General features: G+C 57.7%; 18 protein-coding genes. 2 read left to right on the top strand and 16 right to left on the bottom strand.

Going from position 1 to position 17,482, the window contains the following annotated elements:
• Positions 1-85: 85 nt before the first annotated feature.
• The 9 genes from ytxJ to B4113_RS08935 form a co-directional block, all read right to left on the bottom strand.
• The gene (gene ytxJ, locus B4113_RS08975) at positions 86-415 is read right to left on the bottom strand and encodes a bacillithiol system redox-active protein YtxJ (protein WP_033021963.1); all 330 of its coding nucleotides are present in this window, start codon (positions 413-415) and stop codon (positions 86-88) included.
• Entirely contained in the window at positions 378-1,013 is a 636-nt protein-coding gene (locus tag B4113_RS20500) for a YtxH domain-containing protein (protein ID WP_081897244.1), read from the bottom strand. The genes ytxJ and B4113_RS20500 overlap by 38 nt, the downstream gene beginning before the upstream one ends.
• On the bottom strand, positions 997-1,434 hold the full coding sequence (locus tag B4113_RS08965; RefSeq protein ID WP_231559903.1) for a DUF948 domain-containing protein: 438 nt from the start codon (positions 1,432-1,434) through the stop codon (positions 997-999). Before B4113_RS08965 ends, B4113_RS20500 begins: the two co-directional genes overlap by 17 nt.
• Positions 1,435-1,539: 105 nt before the next feature.
• Positions 1,540-2,844 carry a UDP-N-acetylmuramate--L-alanine ligase gene (murC, locus tag B4113_RS08960; protein WP_033021967.1) on the bottom strand — a complete coding sequence of 435 codons (1,305 nt, stop codon included), beginning with the start codon at positions 2,842-2,844 and terminating at the stop codon, positions 1,540-1,542.
• Positions 2,845-2,991: 147 nt separating this feature from the next.
• A complete protein-coding gene (locus B4113_RS08955) occupies positions 2,992-5,553 on the bottom strand; it encodes a DNA translocase FtsK (protein ID WP_033021969.1) in 2,562 nt (853 codons plus the stop codon).
• Between the two features lie 141 nt (positions 5,554-5,694).
• On the bottom strand, positions 5,695-6,300 hold the full coding sequence (ytpR, locus tag B4113_RS08950) for a YtpR family tRNA-binding protein (RefSeq protein ID WP_033021972.1): 606 nt from the start codon (positions 6,298-6,300) through the stop codon (positions 5,695-5,697).
• An 18-nt stretch (positions 6,301-6,318) separates the two neighbouring features.
• Entirely contained in the window at positions 6,319-7,116 is a 798-nt protein-coding gene (locus tag B4113_RS08945; RefSeq protein WP_033021974.1) for a DUF1444 domain-containing protein, read from the bottom strand.
• A gap of 45 nt (positions 7,117-7,161) precedes the next feature.
• Complete coding sequence (locus B4113_RS08940) at positions 7,162-7,692, bottom strand: DUF84 family protein (RefSeq protein ID WP_033021977.1); 531 nt, start codon at positions 7,690-7,692, stop codon at positions 7,162-7,164.
• Between the two features lie 84 nt (positions 7,693-7,776).
• Complete coding sequence (locus B4113_RS08935) at positions 7,777-8,853, bottom strand: M42 family metallopeptidase (RefSeq protein ID WP_033021979.1); 1,077 nt, start codon at positions 8,851-8,853, stop codon at positions 7,777-7,779.
• A 96-nt stretch (positions 8,854-8,949) separates the two neighbouring features.
• On the opposite strand from B4113_RS08935, the gene B4113_RS08930 reads away from it, so the two are divergent.
• Positions 8,950-9,246 carry a PepSY domain-containing protein gene (locus tag B4113_RS08930; RefSeq protein WP_033021981.1) on the top strand — a complete coding sequence of 99 codons (297 nt, stop codon included), beginning with the start codon at positions 8,950-8,952 and terminating at the stop codon, positions 9,244-9,246.
• Here the strand turns inward: B4113_RS08930 and B4113_RS08925 are convergent.
• Both B4113_RS08925 and trmB read right to left on the bottom strand, forming a co-directional pair.
• The gene (locus B4113_RS08925) at positions 9,241-10,092 is read right to left on the bottom strand and encodes an MBL fold metallo-hydrolase (RefSeq protein ID WP_033021984.1); all 852 of its coding nucleotides are present in this window, start codon (positions 10,090-10,092) and stop codon (positions 9,241-9,243) included. The genes B4113_RS08930 and B4113_RS08925 overlap by 6 nt on opposite strands.
• 415 nt (positions 10,093-10,507) lie before the next feature.
• Positions 10,508-11,158, bottom strand: a complete 651-nt coding sequence (gene trmB / locus B4113_RS08920) for a tRNA (guanosine(46)-N7)-methyltransferase TrmB (protein ID WP_033021986.1) — start codon at positions 11,156-11,158, stop codon at positions 10,508-10,510.
• Positions 11,159-11,453: 295 nt separating this feature from the next.
• Here trmB and B4113_RS08915 point away from each other — a divergent pair, with 295 nt between their 5' ends.
• Complete coding sequence (locus B4113_RS08915) at positions 11,454-11,723, top strand: YtzH-like family protein (protein WP_033844364.1); 270 nt, start codon at positions 11,454-11,456, stop codon at positions 11,721-11,723.
• Between the two features lie 425 nt (positions 11,724-12,148).
• Here the strand turns inward: B4113_RS08915 and B4113_RS08910 are convergent, their stop codons facing one another.
• From B4113_RS08910 to pepV, 5 genes are all read right to left on the bottom strand, one after another.
• On the bottom strand, positions 12,149-12,943 hold the full coding sequence (locus B4113_RS08910) for a phosphotransferase family protein (RefSeq protein WP_033020152.1): 795 nt from the start codon (positions 12,941-12,943) through the stop codon (positions 12,149-12,151).
• 227 nt (positions 12,944-13,170) lie between these two features.
• Positions 13,171-14,088: an NERD domain-containing protein gene (locus B4113_RS08905; protein WP_033020153.1), complete on the bottom strand. Its 918-nt coding sequence runs from the start codon at positions 14,086-14,088 to the stop codon at positions 13,171-13,173.
• A gap of 13 nt (positions 14,089-14,101) precedes the next feature.
• Positions 14,102-14,680, bottom strand: a complete 579-nt coding sequence (gene thpR, locus B4113_RS08900) for an RNA 2',3'-cyclic phosphodiesterase (RefSeq protein WP_033020168.1) — start codon at positions 14,678-14,680, stop codon at positions 14,102-14,104.
• Positions 14,681-14,685: 5 nt separating this feature from the next.
• On the bottom strand, positions 14,686-15,894 hold the full coding sequence (locus B4113_RS08895; protein ID WP_081897309.1) for an MFS transporter: 1,209 nt from the start codon (positions 15,892-15,894) through the stop codon (positions 14,686-14,688).
• 91 nt (positions 15,895-15,985) lie between these two features.
• Positions 15,986-17,401, bottom strand: coding sequence for a dipeptidase PepV (gene pepV, locus B4113_RS08890; protein ID WP_033020154.1), 1,416 nt, complete (start codon positions 17,399-17,401; stop codon positions 15,986-15,988).
• Positions 17,402-17,482 lie beyond the last annotated feature (81 nt).

The raw sequence follows: 17,482 nt of genomic DNA, 5'->3' as shown, positions 1-17,482 counted from the left end.
TGTGCGTCAAACAACGAGCGGCCGGCCACCGCCAACCTCGTTCATCCCGTGCTGGCGACAATAGCCGTCCGCTCGTCTGAAGAAATCAGCTTCCCGCCGCCGTTTCTAGCGTCGCGTACGTGATGTTCCCATGCGAGGCGTGCCAAACGACGCGGCCGTTTTCAAACAGCAACGCTTGCGGCGACTCGTGCTTCACCCCGGTCGTCTCGGCAATATGGTTGGAAAGCGGGCGCGCCTCTTGGACGTACAAGCAATATACGGGCAGCTCTGGATGGTCGGCCGCAAACGTTTCGCATTCGCGGAACGCCGCCCGACTGATCGGGCAGGTCAGGCTGTGCTTGACGAACAAAAAGCGGCCCGTTTCACTCTTGAGGCGTTCAAACTGTTCGATCGTCTCCAGCTTCTTCATGCCCATAGCTCTCCCCTTCTTTCGGCGGCTTCACGTTTTTCTCGGCATCATCCAAGGCCGTTTCCGCTTCTTTCAGAAGGCGTTGGAGCGTGTCGCGGTCCATGTTTCCTGACGCCGCCACGTCTTTTATGTTTTCGGCGATCTTCGCCACGTTGTCAACGGCATTTCCCGCCTGCGCCGCCACCTCATCCGCCGCTTGTTCCACCTTCTTGGCGGCTCGATCTGCGACCTGTTTGGCGCGCGGCGCCGTTTCGCTGATCGTTTTTTCCACCGTGGTCATCATTTCTTTTGCCGTATGTTTCATTTGATTGGCCGTTTCTTTGAGTCTTTGTTTGGCGTTGGCGGCTGCTTCCTTTGTGGCTGCACCGACATTCGACACCATTTCGTTCGCTTTAATCGGGATGTATTCTGCCACTTCTTTCGTTTTTTCTTTCGCCGTTGTCAAAAAGTCGTTCGCCGTATCTTTGACCGGCTTCCATGCTTCTTGATCGCCCCATTCGGCGAGCCATTTCCGCCCTTTTTCGCTCGTCAAAAACAACGCCGCCGCCGCGCCGGCCAAACCGCCAACCAGTGCGCCAAGCAAAAAGTTATTGTCTTTGCCCATTGATTTCAACCTCCTTGCCTGATTGTTTTCTTCTCCATTTTGCCCATCGTTTGCGGAAAACATTTGCCTTTTGCAGCGTTTCCCACCATTTCATTTTCGATGAATCGGCCGCGCGCAAAAGCGTGGCCGCCGTCTGACGCAGGGCACGATTGGCCAATTTCAGCGCCTCCCCGGTTTCCCCAACGGCTTCCACCACCCCGGAAAGGGCGTGAACGTTTTTTTGCACATCATGGGCAACCCCGTTAGCCGTCTGCAAAAGCTGGCGCATTTCCCCCGCCACCGCTTGCACTTGCTCATCCGTGTGGCCGATCATTTCCGTTAAGCGCCGGAGCGTCTCCTGCAACACCGTCAGCGTTTTCGCTATGTAAACGGCCAAAAGCGCAAAAGCAAGCGCCACGACAGCGAGGCTTGCATACAACATCCACTCCACTCCATTTCCTCCCCTCTTCTGTTTTTTTTACCCTAATGGTTTCGACTTGAAACAGAAGCGGGCCTTCCCCTCCTTGGCCCGCTTGCTTGACGGTCGTCAGGCGGAAAGAACGACCCGCTCATACGCCTGCTGGAATTTTTGAATGTCACCGGCGCCCATAAACACCAGCACCGCGTCTTGATGTCGCTTGAGCACGGCGACATTTTCTTCCGCGAGCAGATGTGAACGCGGAATTTCCGCCTGCAAATCGCGGATCGTCAACTCGCCTTCATGTTCGCGCGCCGAGCCGAAAATGTCGCACAAATACACGTGATCGGCTTGCCGCAAACTTTCGGCGAACTCGCGCAAAAACGTTTGCGTCCTTGTATACGTATGCGGCTGGAAAATGGCGACGACTTCACGCCCCGGATATTTTTGCCTAGCCGCTTCTAACGTCGCCGTAATCTCGCGCGGATGGTGGGCATAATCATCGATGAGCACTTGGCGCCCGACCGTCTTTTCGCTGAACCGGCGCTTCACTCCTTGGAACGTTTGCAGCCCTTTGGCGATCACCTCGGCCTCCACTCCCTCATAGTGGCAAAGGGTGACGACGGCAAGCGCATTGAGCACATTGTGAGTGCCGAAGCGCGGAATGGCAAACGAAGCAAAAAACGTGTTGCGCACAAACACGTCAAACGCCATCCCGTCCGACGTTTTCACGATGTTGCGCGCTTGAACGTCGTTTTCTTCGCCAAGCCCGTAAAACAACATCGGCACTTTCGCTTGAATGTTCGGCAAATACGGATCGTCTCCACAGGCGACGATCGCTTTTTTCACCTGATTCGCCATTTCCTGAAACGCCGAAAACACATCGTCAATATTGGCGAAATAATCAGGATGGTCGAAATCAATATTCGTCATGATTGCATAGTCTGGAAAATAGGATAGGAAATGCCGGCGGTATTCGCACGCTTCAAAGATGAAGTATTGGCTGCTAGGCTCCCCTTTTCCCGTTCCGTCCCCGATTAAATACGACGTTGGATGCGCTCCTTGCATCACATGAGCGAGCAACCCCGTTGTTGTCGTCTTTCCGTGCGAACCGGTCACCGCAACGCTTGTAAACTGGCTGGCCAACTCGCCCAAAAAGCGATGGTAACGGATGACAGGAACGCCGAGCTCGCGGGCCGCCTCAATCTCCTCATGCGTATCCGGAAACGCGTTGCCGGCAATGACGATGCAGCCCGGGCGAATATTGTCTCTCGAAAAAGGCAAAATCGGAATGCCCCGCTCCTCAAGCGCCCGCTGCGTAAAAAACCATTTTTCCACGTCCGAGCCTTGCACGGTATGGCCAAGGCCGTGAAGCACTTGGGCAAGCGCGCTCATCCCCGTGCCTTTAATGCCAACAAAATGGTAAACGGTCATCGCTAAGCCCTCCAACCATCGTCTCTCTGTAAGACAGTATATGATCTCACACTCGTTTTGCCATTTCTTTCATCCGGCTGTGCCGGTCGTTTCATTTTCCCATTATAGCATGATGCCGGCCAAAACACTACCTTGATCGGCCCGCGCTTAGCTGCCTTGCCCGCGCCGGCGCTCCCATTCTTCCTCGCTCATCAACACCTCGCGCGGTTTGCTGCCGCGCGCTTCGGAAATCAGCCCTTGCTCTTCCATCATCTCGATCAATCGGGCGGCGCGGTTGTAGCCGATGCGGAAGTGACGCTGCAAACTCGACGTCGATGCCCCGCCTTGCGCGATGACAAACCGGCACGCTTCGTCGAACAAATCGTCATCTTCTTCGCCAAACGCCGCCGCTTGGCGAAAATCGTCCGAGCTGAACAGATAGGAAGGGCTTTGCTGCGCCTTTACATGCGCGGTCACCCGCTCGATTTCTTCATCGGAAATAAAACAGCCTTGCAGCCGAATCGGTTTGGCCGATCCATTTTCCAAAAACAGCATATCGCCGCGCCCTAGCAGCCGCTCGGCCCCATTCGCATCCAAAATGGTGCGCGAATCCACTTGGGAAGAGACGGAAAACGCCAAGCGAGTCGGGATGTTCGCTTTGATCAACCCAGTAATGACATCGACCGATGGCCGTTGGGTGGCGATCAGCAAATGAATGCCGCACGCGCGCGCCTTTTGCGCCAGCCGGCAAATCGATTCCTCGACATCGGCCGGAGCGGCCATCATCAAATCGGCGAGCTCGTCAATGACGATGACGATATACGGCAGCGGTGGCTCACCGCCGCCGGCTTCACGAAGATGGCGGTTGTACTTTTCGATGTCGCGCACGCCGGCATGGACAAACCGTTCATATCGCCGCTCCATCTCGCCGACCGCCCATTTGAGCGCTCCGGCTGCCGCCTTCGCCTCGGTGATCACCGGGCTGAGCAAATGGGGCAAACCGTTGTACGGAGCGAGCTCGACCATTTTCGGATCGATCAACAGCCATTTGACTTCATGAGGGGCGGCTTTATACAACATGCTGACCAGCATGGCGTTCATGCAGACGCTTTTGCCCGAGCCGGTCGCTCCGGCAATCAGTCCGTGCGGCATTTTTTGAATATCCGTGACAACCGGCGCGCCGCTGATGTCGAGTCCAAGCGCGACGGTCAACGGCGAATGGCGATCGCGGAAGGCGCTGCTTTCTAGGATTTCTCGCAGACGCACCGGACGGCTCGCGGGGTTGGGCACTTCGATGCCGATCGTCCGCTTGCCGGGAATCGGCGCTTCGATCCGGATGTCTTCCGCCGCCAAGCTGAGCTTGATGTCATCGAGCAAACTGGTGATTTTGCTCACTTTCACCCCTAAATCGGGCTGCACTTCAAATTGGGTGACGGTCGGCCCTTGGGTCGCTCCGACGACGTTGGCACCAATATGGAAGCTTTCAAACGTCCGGGCGAGACGGGCGCACTGTTCCGCCAGCCATTGCTCATCGCGGACGTCCAGTTCCGCCGGAGGGTCAAGAAGCGCAAGCGGCGGCCGGCGATAGCGGTTCGGGCTGGAAACGGTCTTCTCAGCCAGCTTGCGCCGGTCCTGCTGCAACATGATGACATTATACGGGATGCGGATCCGCTCCACTTTGGAAGAAACGGCCGCCAGCTCGCCACCCTGATCGTTCTCCTGCGATGGTGCCGCCGTTTCTTCCGGCACCTCTTGCGGCAGCCGCCCGTCTCCTTCGCCGTCCGCTTTCCCTTCGTCAGTCGGCGACTTGGACGGCTCAACGCCGCATAAGTGCTGGCTGTCCCCCTGTTCCGCCGCCTCCTCCGCTTCGTCGGCCACCGGCGGCTCAGTCACCGGCGCCGCTTCCGCTCGATCGATACCGATGTCGCTGTTCCGGATTTGATGACGGTGAAAGGAGGGGACCAATGAGGCTCGACCGAAACCGGTGTCGCTGTTCCCTTGGTGCGCCGCCGTCTTCTGGCAGCCCGCCGCTCGCTCGGCAAGCGGCCCGCTGTCATCGCCAACGAACGCACTGGCGCCGCTGTCATCGAGCCGTTCTTCCGTCGGAGCCCGATCCGCGTTCGGAACGGCTTCTTCGACTGCCGGCTCCCCCAACTCCGCAGCGCGCCATCGCGTTCCGGTGTCGCTAGACGATTGGGCGCTCCCATCGTTCATCTCGTTCGGCGGCTGGCGACGCGAGCCGGCGCTTTTGTCCGCTTCAGTTTCCTCCGCTGCGGTCGACGGCCCACCCGGCCGAACGTTTCCGCGTTCTAGCGCTGTCCGCAGCCTAGCGCTTTCCCGTTCCGGCGCCAAGGAGACCGCGTTCCGCTCCTCCGCCGCTTCCTGTTGTTCGCGTTTCTGCTTATGATAGCCAAAAACGGGAGAAGGCACATCGGACGGTCGGAACGGCCGCTTTTCTCCTTCTCTTCTCATCGCACCGCCCGCTCGCTGACGGTTGACATTGTTCCGGACTTCTTCTCCTGCGGGCCGCTGCGGCGCCTCCCGCCTTTCGGAAGGCGGATCATCGGGAATGAGCGGGAAACGAAAACGGCCTTGCGGATATCGATCGCCACCGCTTGCCTCGCCCTCGTCAAACGTTCCGGCCGACGGAAGGCGACGAATGGGCGCCCCGCTCTCTTCCCTCTCTTCCTCGCCTGTCCAAAAACGAAGCCATCGTTTCCACCAATTCATCGATTCATTCCACGCTTTCTTTCTAGGGGCCGAACGCCGGTCCGGTGACCCGTTCCGAGCCGCTTGCCCCGCTTGGTTGCTGCTGGGAAAAGACGGGAAAAAACGCCACCGGAACTTCCAGTGACGTTCGTTCACCGCCTGCTAAAAACGAAACGGTTGACCGACTTCGTACTCGTCGGAAAGCACCAAAATGCCTTTTTCCTGCGGAGCGTTCGGCAATCCGAGCTCACGCGCCGAGCAAATCATGCCCGATGACCGGACGCCGCGCAGCTCGCTTTCTTGAATAACGAGACCGCTTGGCATGACCGCGCCGATTTTCGCGACGACGACTTTTTGCCCTTCGGCAACGTTCGGCGCCCCGCAGACGATTTGCAGCACCTCATCGCCGACATCGACTTGGCAGACGCTCAACTTGTCAGCGTTCGGATGCTTCGCTTTTTCCTTCACATACCCGACGACGAATTTCGGCGACAAGTCCGCGTCAATCTGTTCATCATAGCCGTTTTTTGCCAAAATATCATTGATGATGCCGACGAGTTCCTCGTTCACTTCCAGCGGGCCGTTTCCTGAAAACGGATAGTAGGAAGAAGCGGAAAAAATATTATAGCCGACCGGCTCGCCGGTGCGCTCAGAAACGATGCGGACGACATCGCCTTGTTTCGTAAACGCCCGCTCCTCGTCAGCTGTCGGCTTTAGCGATACGAGCAGCACATCACCGATCCCTTCGCGGTTGTAGAACACGTTCATCGCTTGGCTCCTCCTTATTTACGTTCTCCGTTTTTTTCCTAAAATGAAAATCGGTTCGAGTTTGCCGTTTTCGTATAAAAACGACAGCGCCGTGATCGGCACGCGGCCGCCGGCAAAAAAGCTCATCGTCATTTGCGCGAGCACATCGTAGCCGATCTCATTGCGCAAATCGGCAAGAATGAGCACGTCTTGATGCGGAACGGCCAACGCCATCGTTCCTTCGATGCGCGTGTGCATTTCGGCCAAAAACGCATCGTTTAGGATTCGGCTCGCGTCATAGCCGTCGTTCGTGTTGACAAAATAAAACACGTTGCCGGCGACGCGGTCTTCTTTGACCGGCGTCGGCAGCGAGCGAACGTTAAAACGGGCGATCTCTTTCACCCGGTCGCGGCTCCATCGCTCGCTCTCGATCATTCGTTCGTCAATCAAGCGGTACGTTTTCCCTCGATCAAGCGCGTAGTAAACACGCGTTTCCGCCGTATGATCATCATAAAGGAGCGGAACGCCTTCTTTCGTTTCCGTCGGAAACGACGTCGAGCGAATGACGGGATAAATGTTCCGTTCGTTTCCGGAAAGCGTTGCCGCTTCCTCCATCGTTTTCAGCGTTTCTTCCACGTAATAAATGATTTCGCGCACCGCTTCGTCTTTTTGTTCGTGCCACTTGGCGATCACGCCGGGAAGCGAGATCGTCACCCCTTTGTTCGTGCGGCGGTCTTCGATGCGCATCGTGTCTTGTCGGGCATCAAAGTGGAACGTCCAGTGCGGATAAGTTGCGAGACGTTCCTTGATCATTTCATACATTTGCCGGCTGTTCATCCGTCTGCCTCCTTGTTTTATGGCGGCGCCAGCGATTCTCCTTTATCATACCGTGAACGGACCGTTTTGACAAAAAAATTCGTATTGGCCAGCCAACAGCGCGACGATATGGGAAAACATCGCCGCGCGGTCGATGCGTCCGTTCGTAAATACGCCGATCGCCCCTTCCTTTGTGCGGATATTCCGCCGCCCTGTATACTCCTCCATCAGTTCGCCGAGCTCGCGCCCCGCCTCAAGCCCGGCGCCGAGCTCCGGCGGCAAGGCGAGGCGCGCGCCGCCGGCCGCGACCGTCATGCCGTTTCGGTCAATGAGCGCTCCCCAGTTGCAAAGCCACCATTGCCCGTCGATGTTCATCACACCGCCCTCAAGCCCGATGCCGATGTCCGCCTCTATCGCTTCCAGCGCCCGCTTGGCGCGCTCGATCGCGCCACGCCGCGTTTCCTCGTCCGAAAGCGGCTGCCGGGAGACGCCTGAGGGCACCTCAAGCGGAACGAGGCGATCGCCCGTCTCCCCGAACACCGCGCGGACGGCAGCGATTTTCGCTTCGTTCTTTGTTCCGACCGCAATTGTTTTCATTGCTCAACCTCCTAGCATGGAAAAGGAGAAGCCGATGCTTCTCCCCCTGATCTGTTTTGCCTCTTTGCCGCCATTCGTTTTTGTTTAGCTGTTGGCGCGGATCGCTTCAACGGTTGCCCGGTCGCACCGTTTGACAAGCTCAACGATGAGCGCTTTTGCCGCCGCATAATCATCGACGTGAATGATCGCGGCATGCGTATGAATATAACGGGCGCAAAGGCCGATCACCGCCGACGGCACGCCGCGGTTGGCGATATGAACCCGTCCGGCGTCCGTCCCTCCGCCTGGGGAAATGAAAAACTGATACGGAACGCCAATCGTTTCCGCCGTATCGAGCACGAACTCGCGCATGCCGCGGTGCATCACCATTGTCCGGTCGTACAAACGGACGAGCGCTCCTTTGCCGATCTGGCCAAACGCCTGTTTGTCGCCGGACATGTCGTTTGCCGGGCTCGCCTCAAGGGCAAAAAAGATGTCCGGATCGATCATCGTTGCCGCCGTCTGCGCCCCGCGCAGCCCGACTTCCTCTTGGACCGTGGCGCCGGCATACAACACGTTCGGCACCGATTCCTCTTTCAGCTCTTTTAACAGCTCGATGGCGAGCCCGCAGCCGAACCGGTTGTCCCACGCTTTCGCCATCACCGTTTTCCCGTTTGCCAGCACCGTAAACGGGCTGACCGGCACGATCGGCTGCCCCGGACGAATGCCGATCCGCTCGGCGTCCTCACGGCTTTCCGCACCGATGTCGATGAGCATCTGTTTGATTTCCATCGGTTTATTCCGCTGCTCGTCATCGAGCAAATGGGGCGGAATCGAGCCGATGACGCCGACGACCGGTCCGTCGTTCGTGATAATTTGCACGCGCTGGGCGAGCAGCACTTGATTCCACCAGCCGCCGAGCGTTTGAAAGCGAATCATGCCATTGTCGGTAATCGCCGTGACCATAAACCCGACCTCGTCCATATGGCCGGCGACCATCACCGTCGGGCCCGTCTCGTCGCCGCGCTTGACACCGAAAATGCTGCCGAGGCGATCTTGAATGATTTCATCCGCGTATTTGGCGAGCTCATTGCGCATAAACTGCCGCACCGCGTGTTCATGGCCCGGCGCTCCCGGCAGTTCGGTCAGCGTTTGAAACAGTTGCCGTGTGTCTTCGTTCATCACCGTTCTCCTTTCTTTTTCCCTTCCGCTTTGCTTACATCGTTCGCCAACATCGGCTATACTAAACGATAGCAAAGCAAAAGGAGGAATGTGCACATGGCTTGGAAAAAGTGGCTCGTTGGCGCCGCCGTCGGTGCCGCGGCCCTGTACATGGCGCGCGCTTCCGGCCGCCCTGCGCTTCTTTCGCCCGAACGCGCGCTGAAGCTGGCAAAACAAGCGCTCGGCGGGGCGCACCCGATTCGCGGCTCTTGGATTCAAACCCATCCCGAGCGCTATGAAAAAAACGGGTGGACGTACACCGTCTACCGCGGCGGCCTTTGCCGCGATGACGGGGATGACGAGTTTTGGGTGAACACGTACACCGGCGCCATCGTTGACACGCGGCCGTTATAGCGACGGCCGGTTGCGCTTCACCTGTTCCGCGATCGCGCCGTCCTCCCCCCATTTGACTGCCCGGTAATAGGCATCGTGGTAAAACGTAAACCACGCGTTCCGCTCGATGCCGTACGGAAGCCAGCGCTGTTTGGCGAAAATCGAATCCATCGGGTAATCGTCATACGCCATCACCCAAAGGACGTTTTGATGGGCGTGCGTGCCGAGCAAATCGCCGAGATGGATCGCCATTTCCCCCTCCGATTCGATCAAGATGATCGCATGGCCGGCGCTATGCCCGCCGGTATGTATGAGGCGAATGCCGGAGACGACTTCCGTTTCTTTCGCAAACGGCACGACTTGGTCGGCGATCGGTTCCCAATTTTCTTTCCAATACGTGTTGCGCGAGCGAATGTTGGGCTGGCGCATCTCTTCCCACTCGACCTCCGAAGTGATGATGGCCGCGCGCGGAAACGCCGGTACGAGCCGGCCGTCTTCCCAAACCGTCAGCCCGCACGCATGATCGAAATGAAGGTGGGTCATGAGAACCACATCAATGTCGTTGCGCGTCAACCCAAGGGCGGCGAGCGATTCGTCAAGCGCCGATTCCTCGGTGACGCCGAAATTGCGCTTTTGCTTCTCAGTCAGCTTGCCGTTGCCGATGCCGGACTCAATGAGCAACCGCTTGCCGCCGGCCTCGACCAAAATCGGGTCGGTGCGCAGCTCAATTTGATTGTTGGCATTGGGCGGATATTTTTTCGACCAAAGCGGCTTCGGCACAACCCCGAACATCGCCCCGCCGTCAAGATGCGTAACTCCTCCGTTCAGCCAAGTCAATGTCACTTGTCCGACTGTCAATTGCTCCATGCTCCTCTCCCCCCTATCTTTAGTGTACCATTTTCTTCATCGGGTGGAAATCAAAAAGAGAGGGATGCAAAAAGAGCGCCCTCTCTCGTCTATATGTGCTTGCTGGTTGTTATGTCGTGACATACTCCCATCGCCTACGCGGACGGTTAAAAGGCTGGTGATTGAAGGGAGCCGACCTTCCTTTTTGAGATGGAACCGGAATTCATCTCCTTTTTTCACTTTGTTTTGAAGTGGGAGACTTCTTCCGTTAGGTAAGTTAAAAGCAGGCTGAATCGGCGGCCTTACCCAAGAAGCGCGAGACCGCTTCTTCCATTAGGTTCAAAGCAGGCGGTCACCCATCCGTCCTCTCCGGCCGCCGCGCTGGCCCGCTACTTCCATTAGGTTAAAAGCAGTTCCCTTTTTCAGCCAGCGCCGATCATGGCCGCCTAGGCGGGCGCACCGCCTCGCAGCGATAAATGCGGTTCCCTTTTAAGGAAAATTTTTCCTCGTACTCCGTCATGACGTTGCCGACGACATCGCTCCGATGCAAATCGAGCTGAACGGCGGCAAGCACAAATCCGTATTGGGACAAGCTGACAAGCGAGTATTCAAAAAACGACTGATTGTCCGTTTTCAAATGGATGTCTCCGTCTTCTGCCAAAACGCGCTCATAGAGCGACAAAAAACCTCGATGCGTCAGACGCCGCTTTTCGTGCCGCTTTTTCGGCCACGGATCGGAAAAGTTCAAATAAATGCGGGCGACTTCTCCTTCGGCGAAAAAGGCGGTGAGGTCTTTGGCGTTCGCATTGAGCAGCTTGACGTTCGGAAGCCCGCTTTCGATCAGCTTGTCAAGCGCGGACACGAGCACGCTCGGGTACAGCTCAATGCCGATAAAATTCATATCGGGGTGAAGACGGCCCATTTCGGTGAGAAACTTCCCTTTCCCCGTGCCGATCTCTACATGAATCGGCCCGTCGTTGCCAAACAGCTCGTGCCAGCGCCCGCGCTGGGCTTCCGGATCAGGGATGACATGTTGCGGATAAGCGGCGATTTTGTCTTTCGCCCATGGTTTGTTGCGCAAACGCATATGGACACCTCTACTCATGTTCGATTTGTTGCCTTGAAGGAGTGGCAGTCAAAGAAGCAAACAGCCCAAAAGACTCGTGATTTCATCCTAAGATCGTTCACGCCTTCATTCATTTCTGGTTCGGACAACGCCCGAGTGAAAAGGTGTGTCATCGCCCGTCCCATCGGGTTAGATCGTTGGGCTCGCTTTCATCCCCCATCGAAAAAAGTGGGTTTTCTCGCTCGCTCTCTTATAAACGGCGCACCGCCGGGGCATGCTACAACCGTACCCATTTTGTGAAAGGACGGTGACCGACATGCCGCTCGACCACACCCACCAATTGACCATCCTCCGCGACATTTTGTCGGAACATCAACTCGATTGCTGCGGAACGGTGGCCGAATGCGAGCAAATCGAACGGCTTGTCAAGTCGCTGCTTGCGAACAACGAAGTGAGCGCAAATGTCAAGGACATTCTGCCGAACATTTATGCCTACGGACAAGGCGGGAAATTCACCGCCGATCTGAACGCCCACATTAGCGCGCACCAACGCGAGCTGGCTGACTGGGTGGACCAACTGTCGTAACCCGGCTCTGCTCGGCCGCTAATCGACCGGCTTGGGCCGGATCGGTTTTTTGCCCAGCGGAGCTAGGCGGCGATCTTGTTTCGGCCCCGCGTTTCTTCGCTCCCTCGCGCCAGCGCCCTCCCGGCGGGCGACCGCGTGGCCAAGAACTAGAAGGCTGGTGAAAAACAACCGATTCGCTCGATTGGTTAAAAATTCCAAGTGTGAAAGGGTAGCGTTGTTTGAGAAACAATGTTGGAAAGCGGTATTGCCCCTAAGTCACCAGCCTTCTAGACAACGGGTCCGTACGTTTCCTAAGTTCCGGGCCCATCCGCGCTCGCCGGGCGCCAAAGGGGCGAGGGAGCCGCCGATCACCGCCTTTCGCTTACGGCTCGCTCCGTTGATCCGGGCCATCTCGGACAATCCTCGCCACGGGCGACCTCTTTCGCTTATGGCTCCGCTTCGTCGCCAGCCAGCACCCGTTTCACTAAATGAAGCGACTGCTCCCGCTCTTTGTCGCGGTCTTTTCCCTTCGGCCAAAACAGCGAATGAAGCGCGTGAGCAAGCGTGTACCATTTGATTCGAAGGGCAAGCCCCTCGCTCCACGCCAGCCCATAACGGTCAAGCCATGCGTTCCACCTAGCGCGCGGAATATACAAATAAAGCAACATGCCGATGTCGATCGCCGGATCGCCGATGACCGCGCCGTCCCAATCGATTAAATACAACGTGCCGTCATCAGCCAACAGCCAATTGTTATGGTTGATGTCGCAATGGCAAACGGCACGCTGATCGTCAGGCAGCGACCAAACGCGCTGTTCGAGCCAGTCCAGCGCTTTTCGAACCAAAGGCTCCCCGCTCGGCTGGCGCCGCTGCTGCCGTTCCAGCGCAGCCAGCAGCCCGCTCGGAGGCAGCGGAGACTTGCCGAGCCGCATGAGCATGGCCGCCAGTTCCTTGGACGTATGAATTTTTCGGAGCAGCGCTGCCACTTGGCCGCTCCCCATCTCACACGGCTTGAGCTCCCGGCCGTTTAGCCACTGCTGAGCCGTAAACACATCGCCGTTTTCCAACCGTTTTGTCCAGACGAGCTTCGGAACGATCCCTTCCGCCGACAAAACGGCAAGAAACGGCGAAGAGTTCCGCTTCAAAAACAGCTTTTTCCCTTCATACTCGGCAAAATACGCATCCCCTGTAGCGCCGCCAGCCGGAGTGATCTCCCACTCCTTACCTAATAACTGTTCCAAAGCTTGTTCACCTGCGACTTAAAAAATAGAAAAACGTGTCCGTTTGCTTCTTGCGCACAAATAAAAAGGACGGCTATGCCGCGTCCTTCTTCCGTTCATTTTACTTGTATTATACTGAAATACCGCCCCGGCATGCAAACATTTTTCGTGCCCGCCTCCATGCCGAAAACTGCCAACTTCCGAGCGAACCACCGGTGCCCCAAATACGTCGAGCGCGCTTCCATCGCTCATGATCCGCCTTCCTCGCTATCCGCCCAGGCAAGCCGCTCATCGTAAAAACTGGCGCAATGGCGAAGCAACGCGGCCGCTGCCTTCAGCTGCCCATGGCGAAGCGGAAGCGGAGAACGGCGCAGCCGCGAAAACCATTCATCATAATTTCGCTTATCAATATAGTGAACGAACGGAAACAAACCGCCGCTGTCGACATAGCCATACCGGTTGAGGAGCACCGGGTGAAGCGGCCAATCGATCCCTTCTTTTTCAAAAATATCGGTCACGACCCGAACCGTTCGTCGCAGCGACGCCACCGGACTGACCCGCTTCCGCTCAACCGCTCCAGCTCGCTCGACCCAAAAGCGCCCGGTCGAGGCGATGATGATGTTATCACGCGCTCCTTCAGCGAAGACGAGACACCAAGCGGCCGTCGGCGTCACCACCACCGTGTCCAATTCCACCGCCGCCCGCCCAACGATAGCGACCGGTCGATAAAAACATAAATGCGTGTCTGGAAACCGCTGCAACAAATATTTCAGCGTTTCATCTCTGTATAGCGACTCATCGAAAGACGAAGCATGCCCGACCGTTGAACTCGCCCAACGAAGTTGCAGTGCGAACATCTCCTCTAGAAACTGCCGCTTCAATTCATCCAATGTCGAAGCCCCCGGCGACGCTGCCGGCGGCTCGTCCGCGACCTCATCAGCGCGCCGCCGAAACAGCCGCTCCCACCACGACGGCTGATCAAGCCAATCTTCCCTAATTTCAATCGTGCCACCGCTCCCCCTATCCCACTCTTCTCGCTCCGCCTCCCATCGCGCCTTCGCCCGCTCCCACTGCCGCCTTTTCAAGCGGATGAATTCCGGCACATAATGATAAATGTCCGTTTCATAGCGAGAAATGCAATCCCGCAGCTTGATGAGCTGTGCCATGGCCTCCTTCCTCCTACCGCTTGCTGGCCGTCGGCGTCCCAAGCAGCGGGAACGCGGCCATCGCTTCATACTTCGGCGTCCGCTCCATATTCGTCCGATACAGCACGATTTCGGGCACAGAAAACGTCGCCGAAGCGGGCGCCAATGGGCGAAGACAGTCCGGCGCAAACGGCTCTTCCCCTTGCCAGCGGCGGGCGATCGTAATATGCGGGGCAAACGGGCGCCGATCGAGGGAAAAGCCAAGGCGGAGGCACGCTTCGTACACATCGCGCTGCAGCGCGCGCAGCGGCTCGCTTTCGATGACGCCTTGCCAAAAAACGCGCGGCGCCTTCCGCTCCCCAAACGTCCCTAATCTAGCGAGCTGAAGGGAAAACGAGGCATGATGGGCGGTCGTTGCCGCTAACGCCTCAGAAAGCGGCACCATCTGATCCGGCGGCACATCGCCCAAAAAAGCGAGAGTAATATGGTAGTCTTTTTCGTGCACCCATGTTCGGAACGGCAGCGATGGCGCCGCCTGATCCGCAAAGCGAGCCATGGCTTGCTTTGCCTCATCCGTCAATGGAACCGCGATAAAATAATGAGTCCGTTTCAATCTGTTCACCTGCCCATTTGATCCTCTCGTTTTCTAAGCGCCAAAAGCACCGCGGCGCCAGCGAGCGTACAGACACCAAAAAACGAATAGACCGCGCCCATCCCCCAGCGCTCGAGCAAATAACCGCCCACCAGCGTGCAAAACCACGCGCCCAAGCCGTTGCTGACTGCCGAGTACAGCGCCACAGCCGTCGCCTGCACGGGCTCTGGTGCCAAGCGGCGCGCCCACTGGAGCGCGGTTGGAATCGCCAGCCCGACCGAACACCCTTGAACCACTGCCGTCATATACACAAGCCAAAGGGGGGGATCGGCGACATACAGCCACCAGCGGGCAGCCGACACGAACGCCGCAAACAGCAACAGACGGGCCATGCCGAAGCGCAGAATGAGGCGATCGGCCGCTTTCATAAACGGCGCCTCGCTGCCAGCCGCGAGCAAAAAAGCAACCCCGATGCCGGTGAGCGTTCCCCCGAGCTCATGAATGAGCAGCCCGAAATATGAGTTGTTGGCCAAAATCGGGCCGAACAGCAAAAAGACGGCCACCAACAACAAACGGAACGGGCGAATCGACAGCAACCCGCCGATAGCGCGCCTCGTCAACCGCCCCGTCGGCGCCGCCTGCGAGCGCGGCAGCCGGGCAGCCAACGCGGCCGCCGCCAACAGCATCGCCGAAAATGCGTAAAAGATGGCGGCGAATCCGAAACGCTCGGACAACCAACCGGACAAAAGAACCGCTGCGGCGAATCCGAGCGACCCCCAAAGCCGAATCGCACCGTAGTTTCCCCCTCGCGTCCGCACATGCTCAAGAGCGATGCTATCGGAAAGCGGCACGATGGCGCTTTGCGCCGCTGAAAGAAGAACGGTCAGCACCACAAACGCCCGATACCCATCGGCGAACGAATACAACCATCCGAACAGCGCCGCCAGCCCAAGCGCCATCATCAACAACCCGACCGGCTTGCGCGTATAGTCGGCAGCCATCCCCCACAGCGGTTGCGCCGCCATCGTCACAATCGGGGGGAGCGACATGATCCAGCCGATGGCCGTCCCCGCCAAGCGCGCCTCTTCCTGCAAATAGAGGGACAACAGCGGAAACAATGCGCCAAACGCGAAAAAAATCAAGAAATAAAAGAGCGGGAACATCGATTTTCGCTCCGCCGCATGCTTCAGAGCTTTTCGATCGGAGAAACAATGCTCAAGAACATCATGTGCCATGTCGTCACCGCCCTTTTTAGTGAAAAGCCAAGAAAACACGTTTTTCACAAACGTTTGCCGCCCTCGTGTCGCGAGAGCCGAGCCGGGATGGCTATCGCGCCAATTCATAAATCGCTTGCGCATAAATGGCGGTCGCTTTGATTACATCGTCTATGTCGATGTATTCATCTTTTTGATGGGCGACATCGGGCCGACCGGGAAACAACGCGCCAAACGCTACGCCGGCATTGAGCGCGCGGGCATACGTTCCCCCGCCGATGGCCAATAGGCGAGCCGGCTCGCCGGTCTGCTCCTCATAGACGCGCTGCAGCGTGCGAATCCACTCTTGATCGGGCTTAACGTAATGCGGCTTCGTATCGGAAAACCGGCCAAGCGTCAAGCCGGATCGAGCCGCTTTGTCGGAAAGCGTGCGCCGGATCGACTCGCCATCCGCCGTCACCGGATAGCGAATATTTAGCCCCACGGTTCCGCCGCGCTCGCGGTCATACGACAACAAACCAACGTTCACGGTCAACTCGCCGCTCGCCTCATCGCGATAGGCAAGGCCGAGCCGCCGGCCGCGCGTATCGCCGGCAAAGGTTGCTGCAACAAACTCGACAAACGGGCGGCTGCGGCCATCAAGCGGAAGAAGCGCCAAAAACTCCATCAACGCCACACCGGCGTTTGTTCCTTTCTCCGGCTCCGCTCCATGGGCCGACACTCCTTCAAGCGCCAGCGTCACCGTTTCGTCCGCCCGGCTCGCCGTGCCGTTTAGCCCGCGCGCCCGGCAAAACGCTTCATACCGGCGGATCCATTCGTCCGCCCCCTTCGCCCCTTTCATGACGACCTCGGCCGCATCAGGCACCATATTATAGCGGCGGCCGGCTTGAAACGAGACAAGCGTCGCCCCTTCCCCCTCTTTCTCGCCGTCCGGCCGGTAGATCAAATCGGCGTCAATGATTCCTTTTTCCGCATGGATAATCGGAAAATCGGCATCAGGCACAAACCCGACGTCCGGCATTTCTTCATGCTCGAAATAATGGCGGACGCACCGCCACTCGCTCTCTTCGTCGCCCCCGATGATAAGGCGCACCCGCTTGTTCAACGGCAACCCGAGCTCTTTGACGATTTTCATCGCGTAAAACGCCGCCACCGTCGGGCCTTTGTCATCGATCGCCCCCCGCCCGTAAAGGCGACCGTTTTTGACCTCGGCGGCAAACGGGTCAACGGTCCAGCCGTCACCCGCCGGCACAACATCGATATGACCGAGCACGCCAATGAGCGCCTCCCCGTTCCCCATCTCCAAATGCCCGGCGAATCCATCGACATTTTTCACGCGAAATCCTTCTTCGCGACCGCGGCGGAGCAAATAGTCAAGCGCTTCAGCCACCTTCAGGCCAAACGGCGCGCCCGGACCCGCGCTGCGGTCATCGCGAACGCTCGGGATGCGGACGAGAGCTTGCAGCTCGCGAACTAGCTCATCCTTCCGCTTCCGCGCCTCTTCGAACCAATCGATGTTTACCGTCATTCCCTTCCCCCTCCAGTCCTATAAGGTTGGTGAAAAATCGCTGCCTTGATCGATGATGGAACGCGCAAACATAGAGGCTGA

This window comes from Geobacillus sp. B4113_201601 (assembly GCF_001587475.1).
Taxonomy (GTDB): Bacteria; Bacillota; Bacilli; order Bacillales; family Anoxybacillaceae; genus Geobacillus; species Geobacillus icigianus.
This window is presented reverse-complemented; position numbering and strand designations above follow the sequence as displayed.